The organism is Actinomadura sp. NPDC048955 (genome assembly GCF_040649435.1).
Classification (GTDB): domain Bacteria; phylum Actinomycetota; class Actinomycetes; order Streptosporangiales; family Streptosporangiaceae; genus Spirillospora; species Spirillospora luteofluorescens.
In genome coordinates this window covers 1-19,723 of record NZ_JBEZJI010000077.1, presented here as the reverse complement: position 1 = coordinate 19,723, position 19,723 = coordinate 1, and the positions used below count along the sequence as shown (strand labels likewise).

Here is a 19,723-nt window from a genome sequence, read left to right as displayed (position 1 = left end):
CAGGTCACTGTTGCGTCATGGTGGCATCCGTCACGCCATCGGGTCAATATCTAGGTGAAACTTGACGAAGCTCGACGAGCAGTGCCAACGTGAACGCTCCGGGTCGCCGCGCGAACCGGGTATGACATCCACAAGCGTTTCTCTAAGAGAAACATCCAGCGAAGGCGGTGCCGTCCATGACCGACGCCCTGTCCGGAGTCCGGGTCCTCGACGCGGCCACGCTGTTCGCCGGCCCGCTCGCCGCGACGTTGCTGGGCGACTTCGGGGCCGAGGTCATCAAGATCGAGCATCCGGCGGGCGACCCGGTGCGCAGCCACGGCGCGCAGCGCGACGGCGTCGGCCTGTGGTGGAAGATGCTCGGCCGCAACAAGAAGGCGATGACGCTCTACCTCGGCTCGCCCGAGGGCCAGGAGCTGTTCCGGCGGCTGGCCGCCGACGCCGACGTGGTGATCGAGAACTTCCGCCCCGGGACGCTGGAGCGCTGGGGCCTCGGCCCGGACGAGCTGCGCGCGATCAACCCGCGGCTCGTGCTGGCCCGGGTCACCGGGTTCGGGCAGACCGGCCCCTACGCCCGGCGGCCCGGGTTCGGCACGCTCGCCGAGGCGATGAGCGGGTTCGCCGCCATCACCGGCGAGCCGGACGGCCCGCCGACCCTGCCGCCCTTCGGCCTCGCCGACGGGATCGCCGCGCTGACCACCGCGTTCGCGGTGATGACGGCACTGCGGGCGCGGGAGGCGAGCGGCGAGGGCCAGGTGGTCGACCTCGCCATCATCGAGCCGATCCTCACCCTGCTCGGCCCGCAGATCATCACCTACGACCAGCTGGGCGAGCTGCAGGCCCGCACCGGGAACCGCTCGCACAACAACGCGCCGCGCAACACCTACCGGACCCGCGACGGCGGCTGGGTCGCGATCTCCACCAGCGCCCAGTCGATCGCCGAGCGGGTGATGCGGCTGGTCGGCCGCCCCGAGCTGATCGACGAGCCGTGGTTCGCGACGGGGGCGCAGCGCGCCCGGCACGCCGACGTGCTGGACGAGGCGGTCGGGTCGTGGATCGCCGGGCGCGACCGCGACGAGGTCGTCAGGGCCTTCGAGGAGGCGCAGGCCGCCGTCGCCCCCGTCTACACCGCCGCCGACGTGATGAGCGACCCGCAGTTCGAGGCGCTCGGCACCATCGCCTCCGTCCCCGACGACGAGCTCGGCCCGGTGCGGATGCAGAACGTGCTGTTCCGGCTGTCGGGGACGCCGGGCCGGATCACCTCGGCCGGACCGCCGCTCGGCGCCCACACCGCCGAGATCCTCGCCCGCTACGGCGTGGACGGGGCCGGGCTGGAGGACCTGCGGGCCAAGGGCGTGATCAGGTGACGCCGCGGACCTGGCTCTACGTCCCGGGCGACCGCCCGGACCGGATCGCCAAGGCACTCGCCTCCGGCGCCGACGCGGTGATCCTCGACCTGGAGGACGCGGTCGCGCCGCCGGCCAAGCGGGCCGCCCGGCGCGGCGTCCTGGACGTCCTGGGCTCCCTGGCGGACGGCCGCACCGCCCACGTGCGGATCAACGCGCCCGCCACCCCGGACGGCGCGGAGGACATCGCGCTCCTGGCGGCCGATCCCGGCGGCCTCGCCGGGGTACGGATCCCCAAGTGCGAGGACCCCGCCGAACTGCGCCGGGCCGCCGACGCCCTCGGCGTCCCGGTGTTCCCCGTCCTGGAGTCGGCCCTCGGCGTGGAGAACGCCTTCGCGCTCGCCACCGCGCACCCGCTCGTCGCCGGGATCTCGCTGGGCGAGGCCGACCTGTCCGCCGACCTGCGGGTGGCGGGCGGCGACGCGCTGGCGTGGCCGCGCTCCCGCGTCGTCGTGGCCGCCCGCGCGGCCGGGCTGCCGTCCCCGCCGCAGAGCGTCTGGACGGCCGTCCGCGACCTGGACGGCCTGCGCGCCGACACGCTCGCGGGACGCCGGGCCGGGTTCTTCGGGCGCTCGGTGATCCACCCCGCGCAGATCCCCGTCGTGCACGAGGCGTCCGCGCCCGACCCGGACGAGGTCGCGTGGGCGCGGGACCTGATGAGCCGGCTCGCCGAACACCGCGAGGCCGCATGGATCGACTCCGCCGGCCGCTTCGTGGACCAGGCGGTCGTCGAGCGCGCCGCCTGGCTGCTCGACGCCGCCGCGTCCGCCGCCCGGCCCGTCAAGGAAGGCCACCGATGAACTCGCAGGACCCGCTGCTCGCGGCCGTCGCCGGAGGGGTCCGGCTGATCGAGCTGGGGCACCCCTTCTTCACCGGGATGCCCTGCTCGCCCAACCATCCCGGGTTCCGCATGACGCTGATCCGCCGGCACGGCGACATGGAGCGCCCCGACGGCGGCTCGGCCGCCAACGAGATCATCGTGACGGGCGGCCACGTCGGCACCCATGTCGACGCGCTCTCCCACGTCAGCCACGACGGGGAGCTGCACGGCGGGATCCGCGCCGCCGACGCCCAGCGCGGGGGCGCCTTCACCAGCCACGGCGCCGAGAACCTGCCGGGCCTGCTGCGCCGGGGCGTGCTGCTGGACGTGGCCGCGGTGCACGGCGTGGCGACGCTGCCGCCCGGCTACGGCGTGACCGCCGAGGACCTGGACCTGGCCGCCGCGCGCGCCGGGACCGAGCCGGGCGCGGGCGACGTGGCGCTGATCCGCACCGGATGGTCGCGCAACTTCGCGGACGCGACCACCTACCTCGGCCGGGAGACCGGCGTCCCGGGCGCGACGCCGTCCGCCGCCCGCTGGCTGGCGGACCGCGGCGTCGCCGCGACGGGCGCCGACACGACCGCCTACGAGCAGATCCCGGCGGGCGCGGGGCACGCCGTCCTGCCCGTGCACCGCATCCTGCTGGTCGAGTCGGGGATCTTCATCCTGGAGCACCTCGCCCTGGAGTCGCTCGCCGAGGCCGGGCTGCACGAGTTCGTGTTCGTGCTGGCGCCGCTGCGGATCACCGGCGGTACCGGGTCCCCCGTCCGCCCCCTCGCGGCGGTGGCGGCGTGACCCCCGTCCAGCGGCTCGCCCACCTGGCGGCCACCGTCGCCTCCCGCGGGCTGCCCCCGGAACTGCGCGCGGACGCGGCGCGCCGCGTCCTGGACGCCCTCGGCAACAGCCTGGCGGCGACCGGGGAGCGTCCCGCGCGGGCCGTCGGGGACCTCGTCGCCGAATGGGGCGGGCAGGGCCGGGCCACCGCGATCGGCACCGGCACGCGCCTGCCCGAGCCGAGCGCCGCCCTGCTCAACGGGACGCTCGCCCACTCCCTGGACTTCGACGACACGCACCTGCCGTCCGTCCTGCACCCGTCGGCGTCGGTCGTGCCCGCCGCGCTGGCCGTGGCCGAGGCGCGCGGCGCGAGCGGCGCCCGGCTGCTGGACGCGGTGGGCGTCGGCATCGAGATCACCGTCCGGCTCGGCATGGCCGGGTACGACCGCGAGCTCGGAAACTCGGTGTTCTTCGAGCGCGGCCAGCACGCCACCGCCATCTGCGGCGCCGTCGGCGCCGCGGCGTCCGCCGCGATGCTGTCCGGCCTGGACGCCGCCGGGATCGCCGACGCCATGGGCATCGCCGCGAGCATGGGCTCGGGGATCCTGGAGGCCAACCGCACCGGCGGCACCGTCAAGCGGATCCACTGCGGCTGGGCCGCGCACGCCGCCGTCACCGCCGCCGGGCTCGCCCGCACCGGCATCACCGGCCCGCCGACCGTCCTCGAGGGCCGCTTCGGGATGCTCCAGGCTTTCTGCGGCGACCAGGTCGACCTCGACGCCCTCACCTCGGGCCTCGGCGAGCACTGGGAGCTGCCCGGCATCTTCTTCAAGCCTTACCCGTGCAACCACTTCACGCACGCCGGCATCGACGCCGCCCTCCGGCTGCGCTCCCGCGGACTGGACCCCGCCTCGATCGAGTCGGTCGAGCTGGGCGCGCCGTCCCCCGTCCTGCGGACGATCGCCGAGCCGCGCGAGGACAAGATCCGTCCTCGGTCGGGGTACCACGCCGCGTTCTCCGGGCCCTACACCGTCGCGGCGGCCCTGCTCGGCGGCGGAGGCCTCGGCGTCTTCCACGAGGACTTCACCGACGAGGCGGCCGCCGACCCCGCGCGGCTGGCGCTGGCCGCCCGGGTCCGCTGCGTCCCGGACGCCCGCTGCGACGAGATCTTCCCCTACCAGTTCCCGGCGGTCCTGCGCGTCCGCACCCGCGACGGCGCGCTCCTGGAGGAGCGCGTGGACGCCAACCGGGGCGGTCCGGGCAACCCCCTCTCGGCCGAGGAGCTGGCGGCGAAGTTCCGCCTCAACGCCGCCCGCCGCGTCCCGGAGACCCGGGCCGACCAGATCACCGAGCTCGCCTACGGCCTCGCCGGCCTGGCGGACCTCGGCCGGCTCACCTCCCTGCTCGCCTGACGCTAGAGGTGCTCCATCAGGAAGACCGCGGCCGTGCCGGGCACCAGGGCCTCGAAGACGTGCGGGGCGTCCCCGGGGTAGCCGATGTAGTCGCCCGGGCCCAGCTCCACCGGTGCGGACGCGGGCCCGGCCAGGGCGCGGCCGGCGCCGAGGACGACGTGCTCGGCGGTGCCCGGCGGGTGGGGGTCGGAGACCTTCGGCTCGCCGGGCTCCGCCGCGACGCGGTAGAGGTCGCGGCGCGCGTGCGGCGGTGAGGACGCCAGCAGCGTCGCCGTGTAGTCGGCCCGGTCGGAGTGCGCGGCCGGCCCCTCCCCCGCCCGGATCACCCGGACGGCCGGGCGCGGCGGGTCCACCAGGCGGCTGAAGGGGACGCCCAGCGCCGTCCCCAGCGCCCAGAGCGTCTCCACGCTCGGGTTCCCGGCGCCCGACTCCAGCTGGGAGAGCGTCGACTTGGCCAGGCCCGCGCGCCTGGCCAGCTCCGTCTGGGACAGGCCGGCGCGCTCGCGCTCCCGCCGGATCGACGCCGCGACCACCGCGATCACATCCATTCGCCCGCTCCCGCCCTCCGAGGGTAGTGTTCACTGTACTGGACGATCGTTCGCCACAACGAACAGGGACTGAGCATGAGGCACCTCGGCATCCTCGCCCACAGCGCGGAAGGCGCCGCGCTGTGCTTCCGGACCTTCTGCCAGGAGGGCTTCCGCGAGCTGGGCCCCGACGACCACCCGGACGTGACCCTCGACCTCATCGCGCTCGCGCGCAGCATGCCCGCGTGGGACGCCGGGGACCACGCCGCCGTCAGGGAGATCCTGGCCGACAGCGTCCGGCGGCTCGCCGCCGCGGGCGCGGACTTCTTCGTCTGCCCCGACAACACCGCGCACCTGGCCCTGGAGCACCCCGGAGACGAACTGGCGCTGCCCGGCCTGCACATCGTCCAGGTCGTCGCCGACCAGGCCGCCCGCGACGGCCGGACGCGGGTCGGCGTGCTCGGCACCCGCTTCACCATGGACGGCCCGCTCTACCCGCGCGAGCTGGCCGCGCGCGGCATCGCGGCAGAGGTCCCGGACCCGTCCGACCGGGAGACCGTCGACCGGATCATCTTCGGCGAGCTGGTCAACGGGGTCTTCACCGAGGACGCGCGCCGCGAGTACGTCCGGATCATCGAGCGCCTCGCCGCGCGCGGGTGCGACGCGGTCGCGCTGGTGTGCACCGAGATCCCGCTCCTGATCACGCCCGAGGCCTCGCCGCTTCCCACGCTCGACTCCACCCGCCTGCTGGCCCGTGCCGCCTTCGACGTGGCCGCGGACCGCCGCCCCCTCCCCGCCTGGCGCGGCGGACGCTTCGACGGGCGGTGAAACGCCCCGCCCCTAGATTGGCGGGCATGGACTTCGGGGGCACGGAGAAGGCGAGCCTGTTCAGGCGGCTCCACCACGGCGACCGTCCGCTGGTGCTGCCGAACGCGTGGGACTTCGCGAGCGCGGCGGCGCTGGCCGAGGCGGGGTTCCCAGCGGTCGGCACGACGAGCCTCGGCGTCGCCGCGGCGGCCGGGAAGGCCGACGCGGCCGGCGGAACGCGCACCGAGACGGTCGCGCTCGCCCGGGCGCTGGCGCGGCTGCCCGTCCCGGTGACCGTCGACGTCGAGGGCGGGTTCTCCGACCGGCCCGGCGACGTGGCCGCGCTCGCCGCCGGACTCGCCTCGTCCGGGATCGCCGGGATCAACCTGGAGGACGGCCGCGCCGACGGGACCCTCGCGCCCGCCGGCGACCAGGCCGCCGTCATCGCGGCCGTCAAGCAGGCCGCGCCGCGGATGTTCCTCAACGCGCGCACCGACACTTTCTGGCTGGGCGCGCCGGACCTGGACGAGACGCTGCGGCGGGCGCGCGCGTACGCGGAGGCGGGAGCGGACGGGATCTTCGTCCCCGGGATCGCCGCCGACGCCGACATCCGGGCGGTCCTGGAGGCCGTCGACCTGCCGCTGAACGTGCTCCACCTGCCGGGCAGGACCGGGTACCCGCGGCTCGCGCGGCTCGGCGTGCACCGGGTGAGCACCGGGTCGCTGCTGTTCCGCACGGCGCTGCGCGCGACGGTCGCCGCGGCCCTCGACGTGACCGGAGAGGGCGACGCGCCTTCCGTTCCGTCGTACGCGGACGTCCAGCGGCTCGTCAGTGACCGGTGATCCGGTCGGCGAGACGGGCCAGGCCCGATGTGCGCCCCGACGGCGCGGACGACTCGCGGGCGTCGGCCGCGCGGTAGAGGGCGTACATCGCGTGGACGCCGAGCCAGCGCAGGGGTTCGGGCTCCCATCGGCGGACCCGGCGGTCCACCCACGGCAGCGCGGTCAGGTCGGTGTCGTCGCCCAGGACCAGGTCGCGGAGGGTGCGCCCGGCGAGGTTCGCGGTGGCGACTCCGTGGCCGGTGTAGCCGCCGGCGTGGCCGAGCCCGGACGCGCGGTCGAGGACGACCGTCGCGCACCAGTCGCGAGGGACGCCGAGGACGCCCGACCATGCGTGCTCCACCGCGCCTTCGTCGGCGACGGCGGGGAGCATCCCGGTGAGCATCGTCCAGAGCGCGTCGATCGTGGACGGCTCCGTCCGCCCGCCGTCGTCGACGCGCGACCCGTACCGGTAGGGGCGGCCCCGGCCGCCGAAGGCGATGCGGTCGTCGGCGGTGCGCTGCGCGTACATGTAGTAGTGCGCCATGTCGCCGAGCAGCTCGCGGCGCTCCCACCCGATCGCCTTCCAGCTGCGGGCGGGCAGCGGCGTCGTGATGATCATGGAGCTGTTCATCGGGAGCCAGTCGCGGCGGTGGCCGGGCAGCGCGGCGGTGAAGCCCTCGGTGGCCCGCAGCACGTACTCGGCGGTGACGGTCCCGAACGGGGTGACGGCGGCGGCCGCCCCGTCCGGCCCGCGCGGGTCGATCCGCACGACCGGCGTCCGCTCGTGGATCCGCACGCCGAGCCGCCGGACCGCCGCGGCGAGGCCGCGGACCAGCGCGGCGGGCTGCGCCCGCGCGGCGTGCGGGCTCCACGCGGCGCCGGTCGCGCCCTCGACGCGCAGCCGCTCGTCGCGTTCGACGGCGGGCAGCGGGACCAGGTCGTCGTCGCTCCAGCCCCACGCGCGGGCCTCGTCGACCATGGCGGCGAGGCGGGCGCGCTGGGCGGCGTTCCGGGCCACGTGCAGGACGCCGCCCTTGACCAGGCCGGCGTCGATGCCCTCGGCGCCCGCGACCCGGACGACCTCGTCCACCGCCCGGAACATGGCGTGCTGCAGCGCGATCGCGGCGGGGCGGCCGTGCCGGGCGGCGTAGCGCTCCCGGGACCCCGCGATCTCCCCCAGCACCCAGCCGCCGTTGCGGCCGGACGCGCCGAACCCCGCGAACTCGCGCTCCAGCACGACGATCCGCAGGTCGGGGCGGGCGCGCTTGAGGTAGTAGGCGGTCCAGAGCCCGGTGTAGCCGGCGCCGACGACGCACACGTCGGCGGCGCAGGGGCCCGGCAGGCGAGGGCCGGGGGCGGGGCGCCCGGCCGCCCGGTACCAGTGGGAGACACCGCCGTTGGCGAAGCCGGGCGCCAGAGGCGCGCGGCCCGGGGAGGAGCTCATGCGCTCATCCTGCTGCATTCCGCAGCAAAATCAACAGGCGGCAACGGATTCTAGGGCACGACGTCGACTATTCGACGGGATCCGATCCAGCGGGAGCGTTCGGCGGCGTAGTAGGCGGCGCCGTCGGGGCCTGCGGGCCCCTCCCGCCAGCGGCGCATCCCGAGCTGCAGCGCGATCTCCGACGACGCGGGGTTCGCCATGTCGATCTCGGCGGTGATCCGGTGCACGCCGACCACCTCGAACGCGTAGTCGAGGACGGCGCGGGACGCCTCGGCGGCCAGCCCCCGCCCCCAGTGGTCGGGCTCCAGGCTGTAGAGGATCTCGACGTCCACGCCGTGGCCGAGCGGCCCCTCGTGGTGGCTGAGCCCGGCCACCCCGGCCAGCGGGCCGCCGGGCGCCGCCGCACCGCCGCCCGGGGACGGGGAGACGGGGCGCAGCGCCCACAGCCCGTACCCCTCGGTGGCGAAGTCCCGCTCGCTGGCCTCGATGATCTCGCTGACCTGCACGGGCGTGACCACCCGGTCGTCGAACAGGTGGCGCCGGACGAGGGGCCCCGTCCAGTGCGTCAGCAGGGCGCCGTGGTCGCGCATCGACACCGGGTGCAGCACGAGCCGCACCGTGCGCAGCACCTCACTCATACCCGTCCCCCGCGGCGGGCCACTCGGGCGCGGCCTCCCCGTCGGGGACGCCGACGCGGAACACCCGCAACTGCAGCGCGAGCGCCTGGTAGTAGCCGACCAGCGCGACCAGCTCGACGAGGGCGGTGCGGCCGAGCGTGGCCACCGCCTCGGTGTACACGGCGTCGGCGAGGTCGCCCTCGGCCACGAGCTGGCGCGCCGCCTCGTACACCACGCGCTCGCGGACGTCGGCGAGCATCGGCGCGCGGCCCTCGCGCAGCGCCTCCGTCTCCTCGTCGGCGAGCCCCTGCCGGCGCCCGATCCGCTCGTGGGCGTACCACTCGAAGTCGGAGCGCAGGTGCGCGGCCACGACGAGCGTCGCGATCTCCCGCTCGCGCTTGGTGAACCCGGTGCGGAAGCGCAGCGCGGCGCCGAGGTCCTGCAGCGCGAGCCCGACGGGAGGGCTGTAGAGCATCGCGTTGAACGGGCCCTGGAGGCGCCCGATGTCATCGGCCAGGGCGAAGGGAGGGTTGCGGTCGCCGGCGCGGGGCCCGCCCGTCACCGCCTCGTAGACGGCTCGCTGCTCTTCGCTGAGCGAACCGGGGAGGAGCAGCGGGAGCCTCGTCGGGGACGGGCCGCGCCGCGGTCGGTCGTTGACGCGCTCACCGGTCACGGGGTCGATCACTCACCGCACGCTAGGCGCTCGAAGCGGGCGGCTCAACCCCCGTCCGGAATGTGAAACCCCTGGCACACGATGACGTAGCGACCGCGTAACACGCGTCGGCGAACCTTGTCGGCGACCGCACCGGACACGAACGGGGCACCCCGCCCCCGGAGGGAACGTCCCATGCCGCTGCTGCGCATCCGCACCGAGATCGAAGACCGGCCCGGCCGCCTCGCCTCCCTCACGGCCGCGCTGGCCCGGCGCGGCGCCAACATCCTCGGGCTGTCGGTCCAGCTCGACGCCGACGGGGTGGTGGACGAGTTCATCGTCGACGTCCCGCGCGGCGGCCCGGACGCGCGCGCCCTCGCCGAGGCGCTGGGCGCGGCGGGCGGCACCCGGACCGCCGTGCTCCCCGCGCGCCCCCGCGACCTGGTGGACGAGCCGACCCGCGCCCTCGCCCTGGCCGCCCGGCTCCGGGCCGAGCCGGACGCGGTGCCCGAGATCCTCGGGGAGCTGCTGCGCGCCGACGAGGCCCGCTGGGACGCCCCCGGCGGCGAGGAGCCCGACCCCCGCGACCTCCTCGTCCCGGTGCGCGGGCGCCCGGTCCGGCTCCGTCGCGCCGGGCTGCCCTTCACCGCGACGGAGGCGGCGCGGGCGGACGCGCTGGTGCGGGCCGCGCTCCCGGCGGTGCCGCGCCCGTCGGCGTCCCGGCGGATCGCGCTGCGCGACGGCACGCAGGTGGTCGTCCGGCCGGTCGAGCCGGGCGACGGGGACGCCGTGCGGGCGCTGCACGAGCGCTGCTCGCTGGACAGCCGCCGGATGCGCTACTTCAGCCCCAAGCCGTACCCGCCGCGCCGGTCGTTCGAGGGATTCTGCGATCCCTCGCGGGGCCTGACGCTGGTCGCCGAGGGCCCGGACGGGTCGCTGCTGGCCCTGGCGCACCTGGTCCTCGTCCGCGATCCGGGCGCCGCGGAGGTCGCGTTCCTGGTCGAGGACGCCTGGCAGGGCCGCGGGCTCGGCCGCGGCCTCGCCGAGCTGCTGCTCGCGCTGGCCCGGGACCGCGGCCTGGTGGAGGTGCGCGCGACCGCGCTGAGCGAGAACGCCCGGATGCGGCGGCTGCTGACCTCGCTCGGCGGCCGGACGCGGCGCACCGGCGACACCGCGATCGTGGAGATCAGGCTGCGGCTGGACGGCCGTCCCGCCGAGCCGGGGGCGCTGGCAGGATGGGCGGGTGAGCGGCGTATATGACGACCCCTGGGCCTACGAGCTGGCGTGCTCGTTCCGCGATGTGCCGGCCGAGGTGGACGTGCTGCTCGCGTGGTGCGCCGAGCAGGGCCTCGCCCCCGGCACGGTGCTGGAGCTGGCCGCCGGGCCCGCCGAGCACGCCCGCGAGTTCGCCCGCCGCGGGCGAGCGGCGACGGCCCTCGACCTGAACCCGCGCATGTGCGCCTACGCGGCCCGCGAGGCCGGACGCGCCGGCGTCGCCCTGGAGGTCGTCGAGGGCGACATGACGCGGTTCGCGCTGGGCCGCCGGTTCGACCTCGTCGCGACCATGCTGGACTCCACGTCCCACCTCATGACGCTGGACGCGTTCGTCGCGCACCTGCGGTGCGCCGCCGCGCACCTGTCCCCCGGTGGCCTCTGCGTCATCGAGATGTCGCATCCGCGGGACCGGCTGGGCGACGACCCGAGCGTCAGCACCGGCTGGACGGTCGAGCGGGACGGCGTCCGCGCGAGCGTGCGCTGGGGCGAGCCGTCCGACCGGCTCGACCCGGTCACCCAGATCGCCGACGACCGCGTCACGATGACCATCACCGGTGGGGGCACGGAGCCGCGCGTCGTCCGCGACGTCGTGCCCTACCGGTTCTGGACGGCCACCGAGCTGGACGCCGCGGTCCGCCTCGCGGGCGGGCTGGAGGCGGTCGCGCAGTACGGCGACTTCGGGGCCGGCGAGGACGCGGTGTCCCTCGCCGACCCCGGGGCCTGGCGCATGATCACGCTGCTGCGCCCGTGCTGAGCGTCCGGCCGCCGAGCGTCCGGGACGAGCCTCAGGGCTCGGAACGCCAGCCGGGCATCGGGTAGGAGGCGAGCAGGTCGCGGACCTCCCCGGCGACCCGGTCCAGGACCGCCTCGTCCTGCTTGGCGGCGGCCTGCACCACCTCGTCGATCCACGCCGCGAGCCGCGGCATGTGCTCCTCGCCGATCCCCCGGGTGGTGATCGCGGCGGTGCCGAGCCGCAGCCCGGACGGGTCGAACGGCTTGCGCGGGTCGAACGGGACGGCGTTGTAGTTCAGCTCGATGCCGGCGCGGTCGAGGGCCTGCGCGGCGGGCTTGCCCGCGACCCCCTTGGCGGTCAGGTCGATGAGGATGAGGTGGTTGTCGGTGCCGCCGGAGATCAGGTCGTAGCCGCGGTCCAGCAGCGCGGCGGCCAGCACCTTGGCGTTCGCGACGACCTGCCGCGCGTACCCGGCGAAGTCCGGCCCCGCCGCCTCCTTCAGCGCGACGGCGATCGCGGCCGTCGTGTGGTTGTGCGGCCCGCCCTGGAGTCCGGGGAAGACGGCCTTGTCGACCGCCTTCGCGTGCTCGGCCGTCGACAGGATCATCGCGCCGCGGGGGCCCCGCAGCGTCTTGTGCGTGGTGGTGGTGACGACGTCGGCGTGCCCCACCGGGGACGGGTGCGCGCCGCCGGCGACCAGGCCCGCGATGTGCGCGATGTCGGCGGCCAGGACGGCACCGGTCTCCCGCGCGATCTCGGCGAAGGCCGGGAAGTCGATCGTCCGGGGGACCGCGGTGCCGCCGCACCAGATCAGCTTCGGCCGCTCCTTGAGGGCGAGGTCGCGGACCTGGTCCATGTCGACCCGGCCGGTGTCGGCGCGCACGTCGTAGCGGACGGGCCGGAACCACTTGCCGGTGGCCGACACCGACCAGCCGTGCGTCAGGTGGCCGCCCATCGGCAGCGACAGGCCCATGACCGGGTCGCCGGGCTCCAGGAAGGCCATGTAGACGGCGAGGTTGGCGGGAGAGCCGGAGTAGGGCTGGACGTTGGCGTGCTCGGCGCCGAACACGCCCTTCGCCCGCTCGATCGCGAGCAGCTCGATGGGGTCGACGTTCTGCTGGCCCTCGTAGTAGCGCTTGCCCGCGTAGCCCTCGGAGTACTTGTTGGTCAGAACCGTGCCGGCGGCCTCCAGCACCGCCTCCGAGACGTAGTTCTCCGAGGCGATCAACCGGATCTTCTCGTACTGGCGGCGGGCCTCGGCCTCCACCAGCGCGGCGATCTCGGGGTCCCGGCCCCGCAGATGGGGTACTGCCGGTTCGTGCATCATGAGCCTCCGCGCTGCTCGCGCCAGGGCTTCGGGCGCCCCGGCGAAGGGGACCCGTACACCCAGGCGCGCGGTGTGCGGACTACTTTCGCTCCCCGGTGGTCGTCTCCACCTTGACTGCGCCAGTCGCGTGGGCGCCATCATACCGGGCCGCACCGCGCCGTCGCGGCGCGGGCGCCGGGACCGAGACCAGGAAGAGCCCGCCCATCAGCAGCAGCGACCCCGCCGCGACCGGCGCCGACATCCGCTCGCCGAGGACGGCCACGGCCAGGCCGGTGGCGACGAGCGGCTCGGCGAGGCTGAGCGTCCCGGCGGTCGCGGCCGCCACCCGGCCGAGGCCGGTGACGAAGAACATGTAGGCGGCGGCGGTCGCGGCGATCCCCAGCCAGGCGACCAGGGCCGCCGAGCGCGGCGCGGCGAGGGCCGGCAGCTCCGGCAGCGTCCAGGGCAGCAGGGCCGCTCCCCCGGCCAGCAGCGTCACCGCCACCGCCCCGGCCATTCCGGCCCCGCTCGCCCCGGAGCCGAGGCCCGTCAGGACCTTGGCCGAGACCGTGTAGACGCCGAAGCACGTGCCGCCGACCAGGCTCAGCGCGATCCCGGCCGGATCGGCGTGGACGGCCTCGCCCGGCACCATCAGCAGCGCCACGCCGCCGACCGCGCAGGCCGTCCCGGCCCACCAGCGGCGGCCGAGCCGGGCGCCCAGGACGAGCCGCTCGCAAAGGCCGGTCGAGACGGGCGCGAGCCCGAACACGACGGCGGTCGCGACGGCCGCGCCCGTCCGGTCGACCGCGCTGAAGAACGACGCCTGGAAGGTGCCGGTCGCGGCCGAGGCCGCCACGAGCGGCGGCCAGGTCCGCCGGGTCAGCGCCAGGAACGCGCGGCGGTCCGCCATGAGCACGACGACGGCGAGGACGAGCCCGCCCGAGAGGATCCGGGCGCCGCCGACCGCGACCGGGCTCGCGGACGGCCCGGCCAGCACCTGCGCCGGCCCGACCGTCCCCCAGAGCACACCGGCGGCGAGCACCAGCAGCACACCGGACGAGTTGTTCCATCGGTCCATGCCGCCGAAGCTAGGCGAACATACGGCCCATGGTGGTCTGGGCCGTCATTCGTTCGCCCTGGTCAGTCGACACCGTCATTCCTTCGACACAGGCAGGGAACTCCAGCGGTCAGCTGTAGGGCGTTCGGCCTCCGGACCGGTGGGCCGACGGAAGTTCGGACTGCTCCACCGGCTGCACGTAGTCGTACACGACGATGGTGCGGACGTCCACGTACTCCTTGCGGCGCGCCAGCCGGTCGAGCACGAAGTCGCGGAGGTAGGCGGTGCTCGGCACGGCCACGTGGACGAGGAGGTCCTCGTTCCCGGTCACCACGAAGACCCCGATCGTCTCGGGCATCGAGGCCATGCTGTCGCGGGCGGACTCGATCGCCTCGCGCGACTGCGGCCGGATCCTGATCGAGATCAGCGCCTGTACGCCGCGGCCCAGCCGCTCCAGGTCGGCCGCCGCGTGGAACCCGGTGATGACGCCCCGCGAGCGCAGCGCCCGCGTCCGCTCCAGGGCCGTGGACGGCGCGATCCCGACCGCCTCCGCCAGTTCGCGGTTGGTCTGCCGCCCGTCCCGCTGCAGGCGCCGCAGGATCGCCTGGTCGACCGCGTCCATGTGGTTCCTCCCGAACTGCCCGGCGGACGCCGAATTCCCGCGCGGGAAGCGCGCCCGGACGTCCCGTCCCCCGAAGATTATTCGCCCCGGGCCGTGCCCGCCACCGAGCCCGCCACCGAGCCCGGGCCCCTGCCGGCCGTGCCCGCGGCGGCCAGGAGCGCGCAGGCGCCGACCCCGGTGAGGGCCCACGCCGCGCCCGCCGGGCCGAGGTCGAAGAGGCGGCCGATCACCAGGTCGCCCGCGAAGGAGAACATGCCGGCGCAGAACGCCAGGACGCCGTAGTACGACCCGAAGCGCTCCTGTGGGGCGCGCCGCGCGGTGCGCTGGAAGACCGACGGCTGCACGAGGCCGTTGGCGACCCCGTTGAGGACGGCCGCGACCATCAGCGGGCCCTGCTGCGTGCCGTCCAGCGCCGCCAGGACGAAGAACCCCGCCGCGGCGCACAGCAGCCCCGCCCGCAGCACCCACGGCCGCTCGCCGCGGCGCCGGACGGCGACGAACGGCTGGACCGCCGCCGCGACCATGGCCAGCAGCGAGAAGCACAGCGTCGCCACCGCGGGCCTGAAGCCGAGGAGGGGCACCGCCGTCATGATGTGGGTGGCGAGGAGCGTCGTGGGCGCGGTCAGCAGCGCGAAGTACAGGAACACCCGGTCGCCGAGGACCGCGCGCACGCCCGCGAGGACGTCGCGCGGGCGCGCGGGCGCCTTCTTCTCGCCGGACCGGGGCACGAACAGGAACAGGAAGCCGGCGACCACCCACAGAGCCGCGGCCGTCCCCGTCAGGAGCGCGAACCCGGACCCCGTGCCCAGCAGGAGAAGCCCCATCGGCGGGCCCGCGACCGTCGCCAGGTGCTGGGCGGCGACGTAGGCGGCGAATCCCCCGGACCTGGCGGCGGGGCCGACGGACGCCAGCAGGCTGTGGCCGGCGGGATTGTAGAGCGCGCCGCCGACCGCGAGGACGACGGCGGCGCCGAGCAGCGCCCCCACGCTCCCGGCGGACCCGAGCATGACGAACCCCACCGCGCGGACGGCGCAGGAGATCACGCCGGTCCGCCGCGCGCCGAGCAGGTCGGTGACCGCCCCCACCGGCAGGAGCAGCGCGAACTGCAGGCCCACCCGCACGCCGAGGACCAGCCCGACCGTGCCGGCCAGCAGCCCGAGGTCGTGCCGGAGGTGGGCGACGAGGTGCGCCATCACCGCGAAGAAGCCGAGGCTGGCGGCGAGCTGGATCGCCACCACCGGCACGATCACCCGGCGGCCGGACGGGTCCGCTGGAGGCGCGGGCGGCGAGACGGCGGGCGCGGGAACGGAGACGGTCACAGCCCTGCCCGGGACAGGCCGGAGACGACCAGCGCCGTGGCCTCCGCGATCAGGACGTTCTTGGGCGGGGTGTCGTATCCCGGGCGGTCGGTCATGACGGCCACCATGAGCGGAGCGCCGCGGGGAGGCCACACGACGGCGATGTCGTTGGCCCTGCCGTAGTCGCCGGTCCCCGTCTTGCTCGCCGTCCTCCACCCCCGGGGAAGCCCCGCCCTGATGCGTTCGGCTCCGACGGCGGTGGCGCTGCGTTCGAGCCAGCCGCGGACCAGGGCGCGCTTGCCGGGCTCCAGCGCGTCGCCGAGAACGATCGCGCGGTAGTCGGCGGCGATCGCCCGGGGGCTGGTGGTGTCCCGCGGGTCGCCCGGGCGGACCCTGTTCAGCTCGGGCTCGTAGTCGTCCAGGCGGCTGACGGTGTCGCCGAGCCCCCGCAGGTAGGCGGTCAGCCGCGCCGGGCCGCCGACGTCGCGCACCAGCAGGTTGCCCGCCGTGCCGTCGCTGTAGCGGATGGCGGCGTCGCACAGCTCCCGGATGGTCATCCCGGTGGCGATCCTGTCCTTGGTGATCGGGGAGATGGAGTTCACGTCGGCCCGGGTGAAGGTGACGCGGTCGTCGAGGTGGCGGAGCGGACCGCCGTGCAGCACCGCCGCCGCGGCGAGCGCCTTGAAGGTGGAGCAGAACGCGAAGCGCTCGTCGGCGCGGTAGGCCACCTCGGCTCCGGTCCGGGTCGCCAGCGCGTACACGCCGAGCCGGGCCCCGTGCCTGCGTTCGAGCGCCGCGAACCGCGACACGTCCGGCGACGCGGCCGAGGGACGGGCGGACGGCGACGCCGCCGCGGGGGACGGGCGCTCCTTCTCGCCGCATCCCGCCAGCGGCAGGAGGGCCGCGGCGGCCAGCAGCGCCCGCCGGGAGGAGCCGGACAGCTCGGACGGCATGCGCGAAGAACCTGCTTTCCCGGGGGCGGAGGGGCGGACCCCGACCAGCAGACCAGAGCCGCACTCGTGACGTCCAATATGGATATCGTGCGCGCCGCCATACCCATGTGCATATCGGAGCAGGCCAGACGGGCCGCCGAGGCACCCGCGGCGGCCGGCGGCCCCGAGAAATGCGTGCGGCCCGCCCCCGGTCGGGGACGGGCCACACGGTGAGGCTTCGGCGGGCGTCAGCGGGCCGCGGCCTCCATGGCCTGCTTGACGGCGGCGCGCTTCTGCCGGAGCTTGGCGAGCGCCTCCTCCAGGATGGCCTCGCCGTCCTCGTCGCTGCGCCGCTCCTTCACGTACGCGAGGTGGGTCTTGTAGGGCTCCGTCTTCGGCGGGGCCGGGGGGTTCTCGGAGTCCTGGCCGGCGGGGAACCCGCAGCGCGGGCAGTCCCACGTCTCGGGGACCGCGACGTCCGTCGCGAAGCTGGGGCGGGTCTCGTGCCGGTTGGCGCAGTAGAAGGTCACCCAGACGCGGGGGGCGGCGTCGCCGCGCTCCGCCTCTCCCATCGGACCGGCCCCGACACGGCTGCCCCGGATCGCGTTGCCACTACCCACGGAATACTCCTCGCTTGGTGTGCCGCCGCCGCCCGTGACCTTCGAGGACGGCGCGGCGCTCGCATGTGTTGGACGGGACGGCTCAGCCGACGCCCTTGTGCTTGAACAGCAGCCCGAGCACGACGATCGAGGCGAACCAGACCACCCCGACGCCGATGGTCAGCCGGTCGAGGTTGCGCTCGACCACCGACGACCCTCCGAGGGACGAAGAGACGCCGCCGCCGAACATGTCGGACAGGCCGCCGCCCTTGCCCTTGTGCATCAGGACGAGGACCACCATCAGCAGGCTCGTGACGATGAGCACGATGGACGTTGCGATGATCACGTTTCTTCAGCGCCTTGTCTGTAGTTCAGGACGGAGGTCGAGCCGGACCGGGCGTTTACCCGTCAGCTACGAAGGGTACGACGAAGTCTTCGCTGGTTCGGCAAGAACCCCCGGTTCACGCGGAATTGATCAGATGTGATCAGACCGGCAGATCCCGGTACCGGCAGATTTTGACGAACTCGCCCGGGTCCAGGCTGGCACCTCCGACCAAGGCGCCGTCCACGTCGGCCTTGGCCATGATCCCGGCGACGTTGCCGCCCTTCACCGAACCGCCGTACAGGATACGCGCCTCGTCGGCCGTTCCGCCGTCGTACAGCTCGGCGAGCCGCGTGCGGATGGCCGAGCAGACCTCCTGCGCGTCCTCCGGGGTGGCGACCTCGCCGGTGCCGATCGCCCAGACCGGCTCGTAGGCGATCACGGTGCGCCGCACCTGTTCGGCGGAGATCTTCTCCAGCCCGCCGTCGACCTGCGCGAGCACGTGCGGGACGTGCCCCCCGGCCTTGCGGACCTCCAGCCCCTCGCCGACGCACACGATCGGGGTGAGGTCGGCGGCGAGCGCGGCCTTGGCCTTGGCGTTGACGACCGCGTCGTCCTCGGCGTGGTACTGGCGCCGCTCGGAGTGCCCGACGACGGCGTAGGTGCACCCGAGCTTGGCCAGCATCGCGGCGGAGATCTCGCCCGTGTAGGCGCCGGACGCGTGCTGGGACACGTCCTGCGCGCCGTACTGGATGCCGTACTTGTCGGCCTCGATCAGGGTCTGCACCGAGCGGAGCGCGGTGAACGGCGGGATCACCGCGACGTCGACGGCCTCGTAGTCGGCGTCCTTGAGGGCGAACGCCATCTTCTGGACGAGCGCGATCGCCTCGAGGTGGTTGTTGTTCATCTTCCAGTTGCCGGCCATGAGCGGCTTGCGGCCGCTCGGGGCGCCGGAAGAGGTCGCGCGGGCCATCGGTCAGTCCTCCAGTGCTTGCAGGCCGGGCAGCGTCTTGCCCTCGAGGTATTCGAGGCTCGCGCCGCCGCCGGTCGAGATGTGGGAGAAGGCCGCCTCGTCGAAGCCGAGCAGCCGGACGGCCGCGGCCGAGTCGCCGCCGCCGACCACGGTGAACGCGCCGGAGTCGATGAGGCCCTGGGCGACGGCGCGGGTGCCGTGCGAGTAGGGCTCCATCTCGAACACGCCCATGGGGCCGTTCCAGAAGACCGTCCTGGCGTCGGCGAGGCGCGAGGCGAACAGCTTGCCGGACTCGGGCCCGATGTCCAGGCCCAGGCGGTCGGCCGGGATCGCGTCGGCGGCGACCACGTCGTGGTCGGCGTCCGCGGCGAAGGCGGTGGCCGCGACGATGTCGACCGGCAGCACGAACTCGACGCCGGTCTCCTCGGCGCGCCGCAGGTACTCGCGGACGGTGCCGAGCTGGTCCTCCTCCAGCAGGCTCTTACCGACCTCGTGCCCCTGCGCCTTGAGGAAGGTGAACACCATGCCGCCGCCGATGAGGATGCGGTCGGCCTTGCCGAGCAGGTTGTCGATGACCCCGAGCTTGTCGGACACCTTGGACCCGCCGAGCGCGACCGCGTAGGGGCGCTCGACGTCCTCGGTGAGCTTCCTGAGCACCTCGACCTCGGCGGCGATCAGCCCGCCCGCGGCGTGCGGCAGCCGCTTCGGCACGTCGTAGACCGACGCGTGCCTGCGGTGCACGGCTCCGAACCCGTCGCCGACGTAGACCTCGGCGAGGGCGGCCAGCCGGTCGGCGAAGGCGCCGCGCTCGGCGTCGTCCTTGCTGGTCTCGCCCGGCTCGAAGCGCAGGTTCTCCAGCAGCGCGACGCCGCCGTCGGCGAGGCCGCCGGCCGCGGCGCGGGCGGAGTCGCCCACGACGTCGGTCGCGAACGCCACCGGCGCGCCCAGCAGCTCGCCCAGGCGGGCGGCGACGGGCGCGAGCGAGAGCTCGGGCTTGACCTGCCCCTTGGGACGGCCGAGGTGGGCGCAGACGATGACCTTGGCGCCGCGGGCCCGCAGCGCCTCGATCGTCGGCAGGCTGGCCCGGATCCGCCCGTCGTCGGTGATCCGCCCCTCCTGCAGCGGGACGTTCAGGTCGGCGCGCAGCAGGACGCGCCGTCCGGCGACGTCGAGATCGTCAATGGTGCGCATCGGGATGCGGTGTCCTTCCGTACACGGCCGCGCCGTGGCCGCGCGGCAGCGACGGGACGGACACCGTGACGTGGGCGGCGAGTTCGGCGGCGTCGGGGGACGCGGTGGCGAGGAAGCGGCGGACGCGCTCGGCGATCG

The 19,723-nt window shown here is 75.1% G+C and carries 20 protein-coding genes, 1 pseudogene and 1 riboswitch; of the genes and pseudogenes, 8 read left to right on the top strand and 13 right to left on the bottom strand.

Annotation, left to right across the window (positions count from 1 at the left end; all coding sequences use genetic code 11):
* The first annotated feature begins 176 nt into the window (after nucleotides 1–176).
* The 4 genes from AB0C84_RS40795 to AB0C84_RS40780 are packed head-to-tail and all read left to right on the top strand — an operon-like array spanning nucleotide 177 to nucleotide 4,409.
* Nucleotides 177–1,364 (top strand): CoA transferase, encoded by a 1,188-nt coding sequence (locus AB0C84_RS40795; protein WP_179841851.1) that lies wholly within the window; start codon nucleotides 177–179, stop codon nucleotides 1,362–1,364.
* A complete protein-coding gene (locus AB0C84_RS40790; RefSeq protein ID WP_361076866.1) occupies nucleotides 1,361–2,203 on the top strand; it encodes a CoA ester lyase in 843 nt (280 codons plus the stop codon). The genes AB0C84_RS40795 and AB0C84_RS40790 overlap by 4 nt, the downstream gene beginning before the upstream one ends.
* Nucleotides 2,200–3,018, top strand: coding sequence for a cyclase family protein (locus AB0C84_RS40785; protein WP_361076863.1), 819 nt, complete (start codon nucleotides 2,200–2,202; stop codon nucleotides 3,016–3,018). The genes AB0C84_RS40790 and AB0C84_RS40785 overlap by 4 nt, the downstream gene beginning before the upstream one ends.
* Nucleotides 3,015–4,409, top strand: a complete 1,395-nt coding sequence (locus tag AB0C84_RS40780; RefSeq protein ID WP_361076860.1) for an MmgE/PrpD family protein — start codon at nucleotides 3,015–3,017, stop codon at nucleotides 4,407–4,409. The genes AB0C84_RS40785 and AB0C84_RS40780 overlap by 4 nt, the downstream gene beginning before the upstream one ends.
* A gap of 2 nt (nucleotides 4,410–4,411) precedes the next feature.
* Here AB0C84_RS40780 and AB0C84_RS40775 read toward each other — a convergent pair whose 3' ends face one another.
* Entirely contained in the window at nucleotides 4,412–4,957 is a 546-nt protein-coding gene (locus AB0C84_RS40775) for an XRE family transcriptional regulator (RefSeq protein ID WP_361076857.1), read from the bottom strand.
* A 75-nt stretch (nucleotides 4,958–5,032) separates the two neighbouring features.
* Between AB0C84_RS40775 and AB0C84_RS40770 the strand changes: the two genes are divergently transcribed.
* Both AB0C84_RS40770 and AB0C84_RS40765 read left to right on the top strand, forming a co-directional pair.
* Complete coding sequence (locus AB0C84_RS40770; protein ID WP_258939996.1) at nucleotides 5,033–5,764, top strand: amino acid racemase; 732 nt, start codon at nucleotides 5,033–5,035, stop codon at nucleotides 5,762–5,764.
* A gap of 26 nt (nucleotides 5,765–5,790) precedes the next feature.
* Nucleotides 5,791–6,585, top strand: coding sequence for an isocitrate lyase/phosphoenolpyruvate mutase family protein (locus AB0C84_RS40765; protein ID WP_361076853.1), 795 nt, complete (start codon nucleotides 5,791–5,793; stop codon nucleotides 6,583–6,585).
* Here the strand turns inward: AB0C84_RS40765 and AB0C84_RS40760 are convergent.
* Genes AB0C84_RS40760 through AB0C84_RS40750 form a run of 3 tightly spaced genes read right to left on the bottom strand, consistent with a single transcriptional unit; the run spans nucleotide 6,572 to nucleotide 9,310 of the window.
* Entirely contained in the window at nucleotides 6,572–8,008 is a 1,437-nt protein-coding gene (locus AB0C84_RS40760; protein ID WP_361076850.1) for an FAD-dependent oxidoreductase, read from the bottom strand. The genes AB0C84_RS40765 and AB0C84_RS40760 overlap by 14 nt on opposite strands.
* Nucleotides 8,009–8,058: 50 nt before the next feature.
* Nucleotides 8,059–8,646 carry a GNAT family protein gene (locus tag AB0C84_RS40755; protein WP_361076847.1) on the bottom strand — a complete coding sequence of 196 codons (588 nt, stop codon included), beginning with the start codon at nucleotides 8,644–8,646 and terminating at the stop codon, nucleotides 8,059–8,061.
* Entirely contained in the window at nucleotides 8,639–9,310 is a 672-nt protein-coding gene (locus AB0C84_RS40750; protein WP_338743508.1) for a carboxymuconolactone decarboxylase family protein, read from the bottom strand. The genes AB0C84_RS40755 and AB0C84_RS40750 overlap by 8 nt, the downstream gene beginning before the upstream one ends.
* 162 nt (nucleotides 9,311–9,472) lie before the next feature.
* On the opposite strand from AB0C84_RS40750, the gene AB0C84_RS40745 reads away from it, so the two are divergent.
* Complete coding sequence (locus tag AB0C84_RS40745; RefSeq protein ID WP_361076844.1) at nucleotides 9,473–10,537, top strand: GNAT family N-acetyltransferase; 1,065 nt, start codon at nucleotides 9,473–9,475, stop codon at nucleotides 10,535–10,537.
* A complete protein-coding gene (locus AB0C84_RS40740) occupies nucleotides 10,521–11,306 on the top strand; it encodes a class I SAM-dependent methyltransferase (RefSeq protein ID WP_361076841.1) in 786 nt (261 codons plus the stop codon). Before AB0C84_RS40745 ends, AB0C84_RS40740 begins: the two co-directional genes overlap by 17 nt.
* Before the next feature lie 31 nt (nucleotides 11,307–11,337).
* On the opposite strand, the gene glyA is transcribed toward AB0C84_RS40740, so the two are convergent.
* From glyA to AB0C84_RS40695, 9 genes and pseudogenes are all read right to left on the bottom strand, one after another.
* On the bottom strand, nucleotides 11,338–12,609 hold the full coding sequence (gene glyA / locus AB0C84_RS40735) for a serine hydroxymethyltransferase (protein WP_258940060.1): 1,272 nt from the start codon (nucleotides 12,607–12,609) through the stop codon (nucleotides 11,338–11,340).
* Between the two features lie 53 nt (nucleotides 12,610–12,662).
* Nucleotides 12,663–12,749, bottom strand: a riboswitch (ZMP/ZTP riboswitch).
* Nucleotides 12,750–12,805: 56 nt separating this feature from the next.
* Nucleotides 12,806–13,669 (bottom strand): annotated as a pseudogene (locus tag AB0C84_RS40730) (DMT family transporter); the annotation flags it as partial.
* Nucleotides 13,670–13,778: 109 nt separating this feature from the next.
* Nucleotides 13,779–14,270: an Lrp/AsnC family transcriptional regulator gene (locus AB0C84_RS40725; protein WP_179841864.1), complete on the bottom strand. Its 492-nt coding sequence runs from the start codon at nucleotides 14,268–14,270 to the stop codon at nucleotides 13,779–13,781.
* 77 nt (nucleotides 14,271–14,347) lie between these two features.
* On the bottom strand, nucleotides 14,348–15,589 hold the full coding sequence (locus AB0C84_RS40720; protein WP_361076838.1) for an MFS transporter: 1,242 nt from the start codon (nucleotides 15,587–15,589) through the stop codon (nucleotides 14,348–14,350).
* Entirely contained in the window at nucleotides 15,586–16,521 is a 936-nt protein-coding gene (gene bla / locus AB0C84_RS40715; protein ID WP_361076835.1) for a class A beta-lactamase, read from the bottom strand. The genes AB0C84_RS40720 and bla overlap by 4 nt, the downstream gene beginning before the upstream one ends.
* A gap of 227 nt (nucleotides 16,522–16,748) precedes the next feature.
* Nucleotides 16,749–17,120, bottom strand: coding sequence for an RNA polymerase-binding protein RbpA (locus tag AB0C84_RS40710; protein ID WP_149258133.1), 372 nt, complete (start codon nucleotides 17,118–17,120; stop codon nucleotides 16,749–16,751).
* 82 nt (nucleotides 17,121–17,202) lie between these two features.
* Nucleotides 17,203–17,445 carry a preprotein translocase subunit SecG gene (secG, locus tag AB0C84_RS40705; protein WP_089313386.1) on the bottom strand — a complete coding sequence of 81 codons (243 nt, stop codon included), beginning with the start codon at nucleotides 17,443–17,445 and terminating at the stop codon, nucleotides 17,203–17,205.
* A 139-nt stretch (nucleotides 17,446–17,584) separates the two neighbouring features.
* A complete protein-coding gene (gene tpiA, locus AB0C84_RS40700) occupies nucleotides 17,585–18,394 on the bottom strand; it encodes a triose-phosphate isomerase (protein ID WP_361076832.1) in 810 nt (269 codons plus the stop codon).
* 3 nt (nucleotides 18,395–18,397) lie between these two features.
* Nucleotides 18,398–19,585 (bottom strand): phosphoglycerate kinase, encoded by a 1,188-nt coding sequence (locus AB0C84_RS40695; protein WP_361076829.1) that lies wholly within the window; start codon nucleotides 19,583–19,585, stop codon nucleotides 18,398–18,400.
* Nucleotides 19,586–19,723: the final 138 nt, after the last annotated feature.

Coding starts and splice junctions, on each gene's coding strand:
- AB0C84_RS40770 (WP_258939996.1), top strand. CDS start 5,033: ATGAGGCACCTCGGCATCCTCGCCCACAGCGCGGAAGGCGCCGCGCTG.
- AB0C84_RS40725 (WP_179841864.1), bottom strand. CDS start 14,270: ATGGACGCGGTCGACCAGGCGATCCTGCGGCGCCTGCAGCGGGACGGG.
- AB0C84_RS40785 (WP_361076863.1), top strand. CDS start 2,200: ATGAACTCGCAGGACCCGCTGCTCGCGGCCGTCGCCGGAGGGGTCCGG.
- bla (WP_361076835.1), bottom strand. CDS start 16,521: ATGCCGTCCGAGCTGTCCGGCTCCTCCCGGCGGGCGCTGCTGGCCGCC.
- AB0C84_RS40775 (WP_361076857.1), bottom strand. CDS start 4,957: ATGGATGTGATCGCGGTGGTCGCGGCGTCGATCCGGCGGGAGCGCGAG.
- AB0C84_RS40765 (WP_361076853.1), top strand. CDS start 5,791: ATGGACTTCGGGGGCACGGAGAAGGCGAGCCTGTTCAGGCGGCTCCAC.
- AB0C84_RS40760 (WP_361076850.1), bottom strand. CDS start 8,008: ATGAGCTCCTCCCCGGGCCGCGCGCCTCTGGCGCCCGGCTTCGCCAAC.
- tpiA (WP_361076832.1), bottom strand. CDS start 18,394: ATGGCCCGCGCGACCTCTTCCGGCGCCCCGAGCGGCCGCAAGCCGCTC.
- glyA (WP_258940060.1), bottom strand. CDS start 12,609: ATGCACGAACCGGCAGTACCCCATCTGCGGGGCCGGGACCCCGAGATC.
- AB0C84_RS40745 (WP_361076844.1), top strand. CDS start 9,473: ATGCCGCTGCTGCGCATCCGCACCGAGATCGAAGACCGGCCCGGCCGC.
- AB0C84_RS40695 (WP_361076829.1), bottom strand. CDS start 19,585: ATGCGCACCATTGACGATCTCGACGTCGCCGGACGGCGCGTCCTGCTG.
- AB0C84_RS40795 (WP_179841851.1), top strand. CDS start 177: ATGACCGACGCCCTGTCCGGAGTCCGGGTCCTCGACGCGGCCACGCTG.
- AB0C84_RS40755 (WP_361076847.1), bottom strand. CDS start 8,646: ATGAGTGAGGTGCTGCGCACGGTGCGGCTCGTGCTGCACCCGGTGTCG.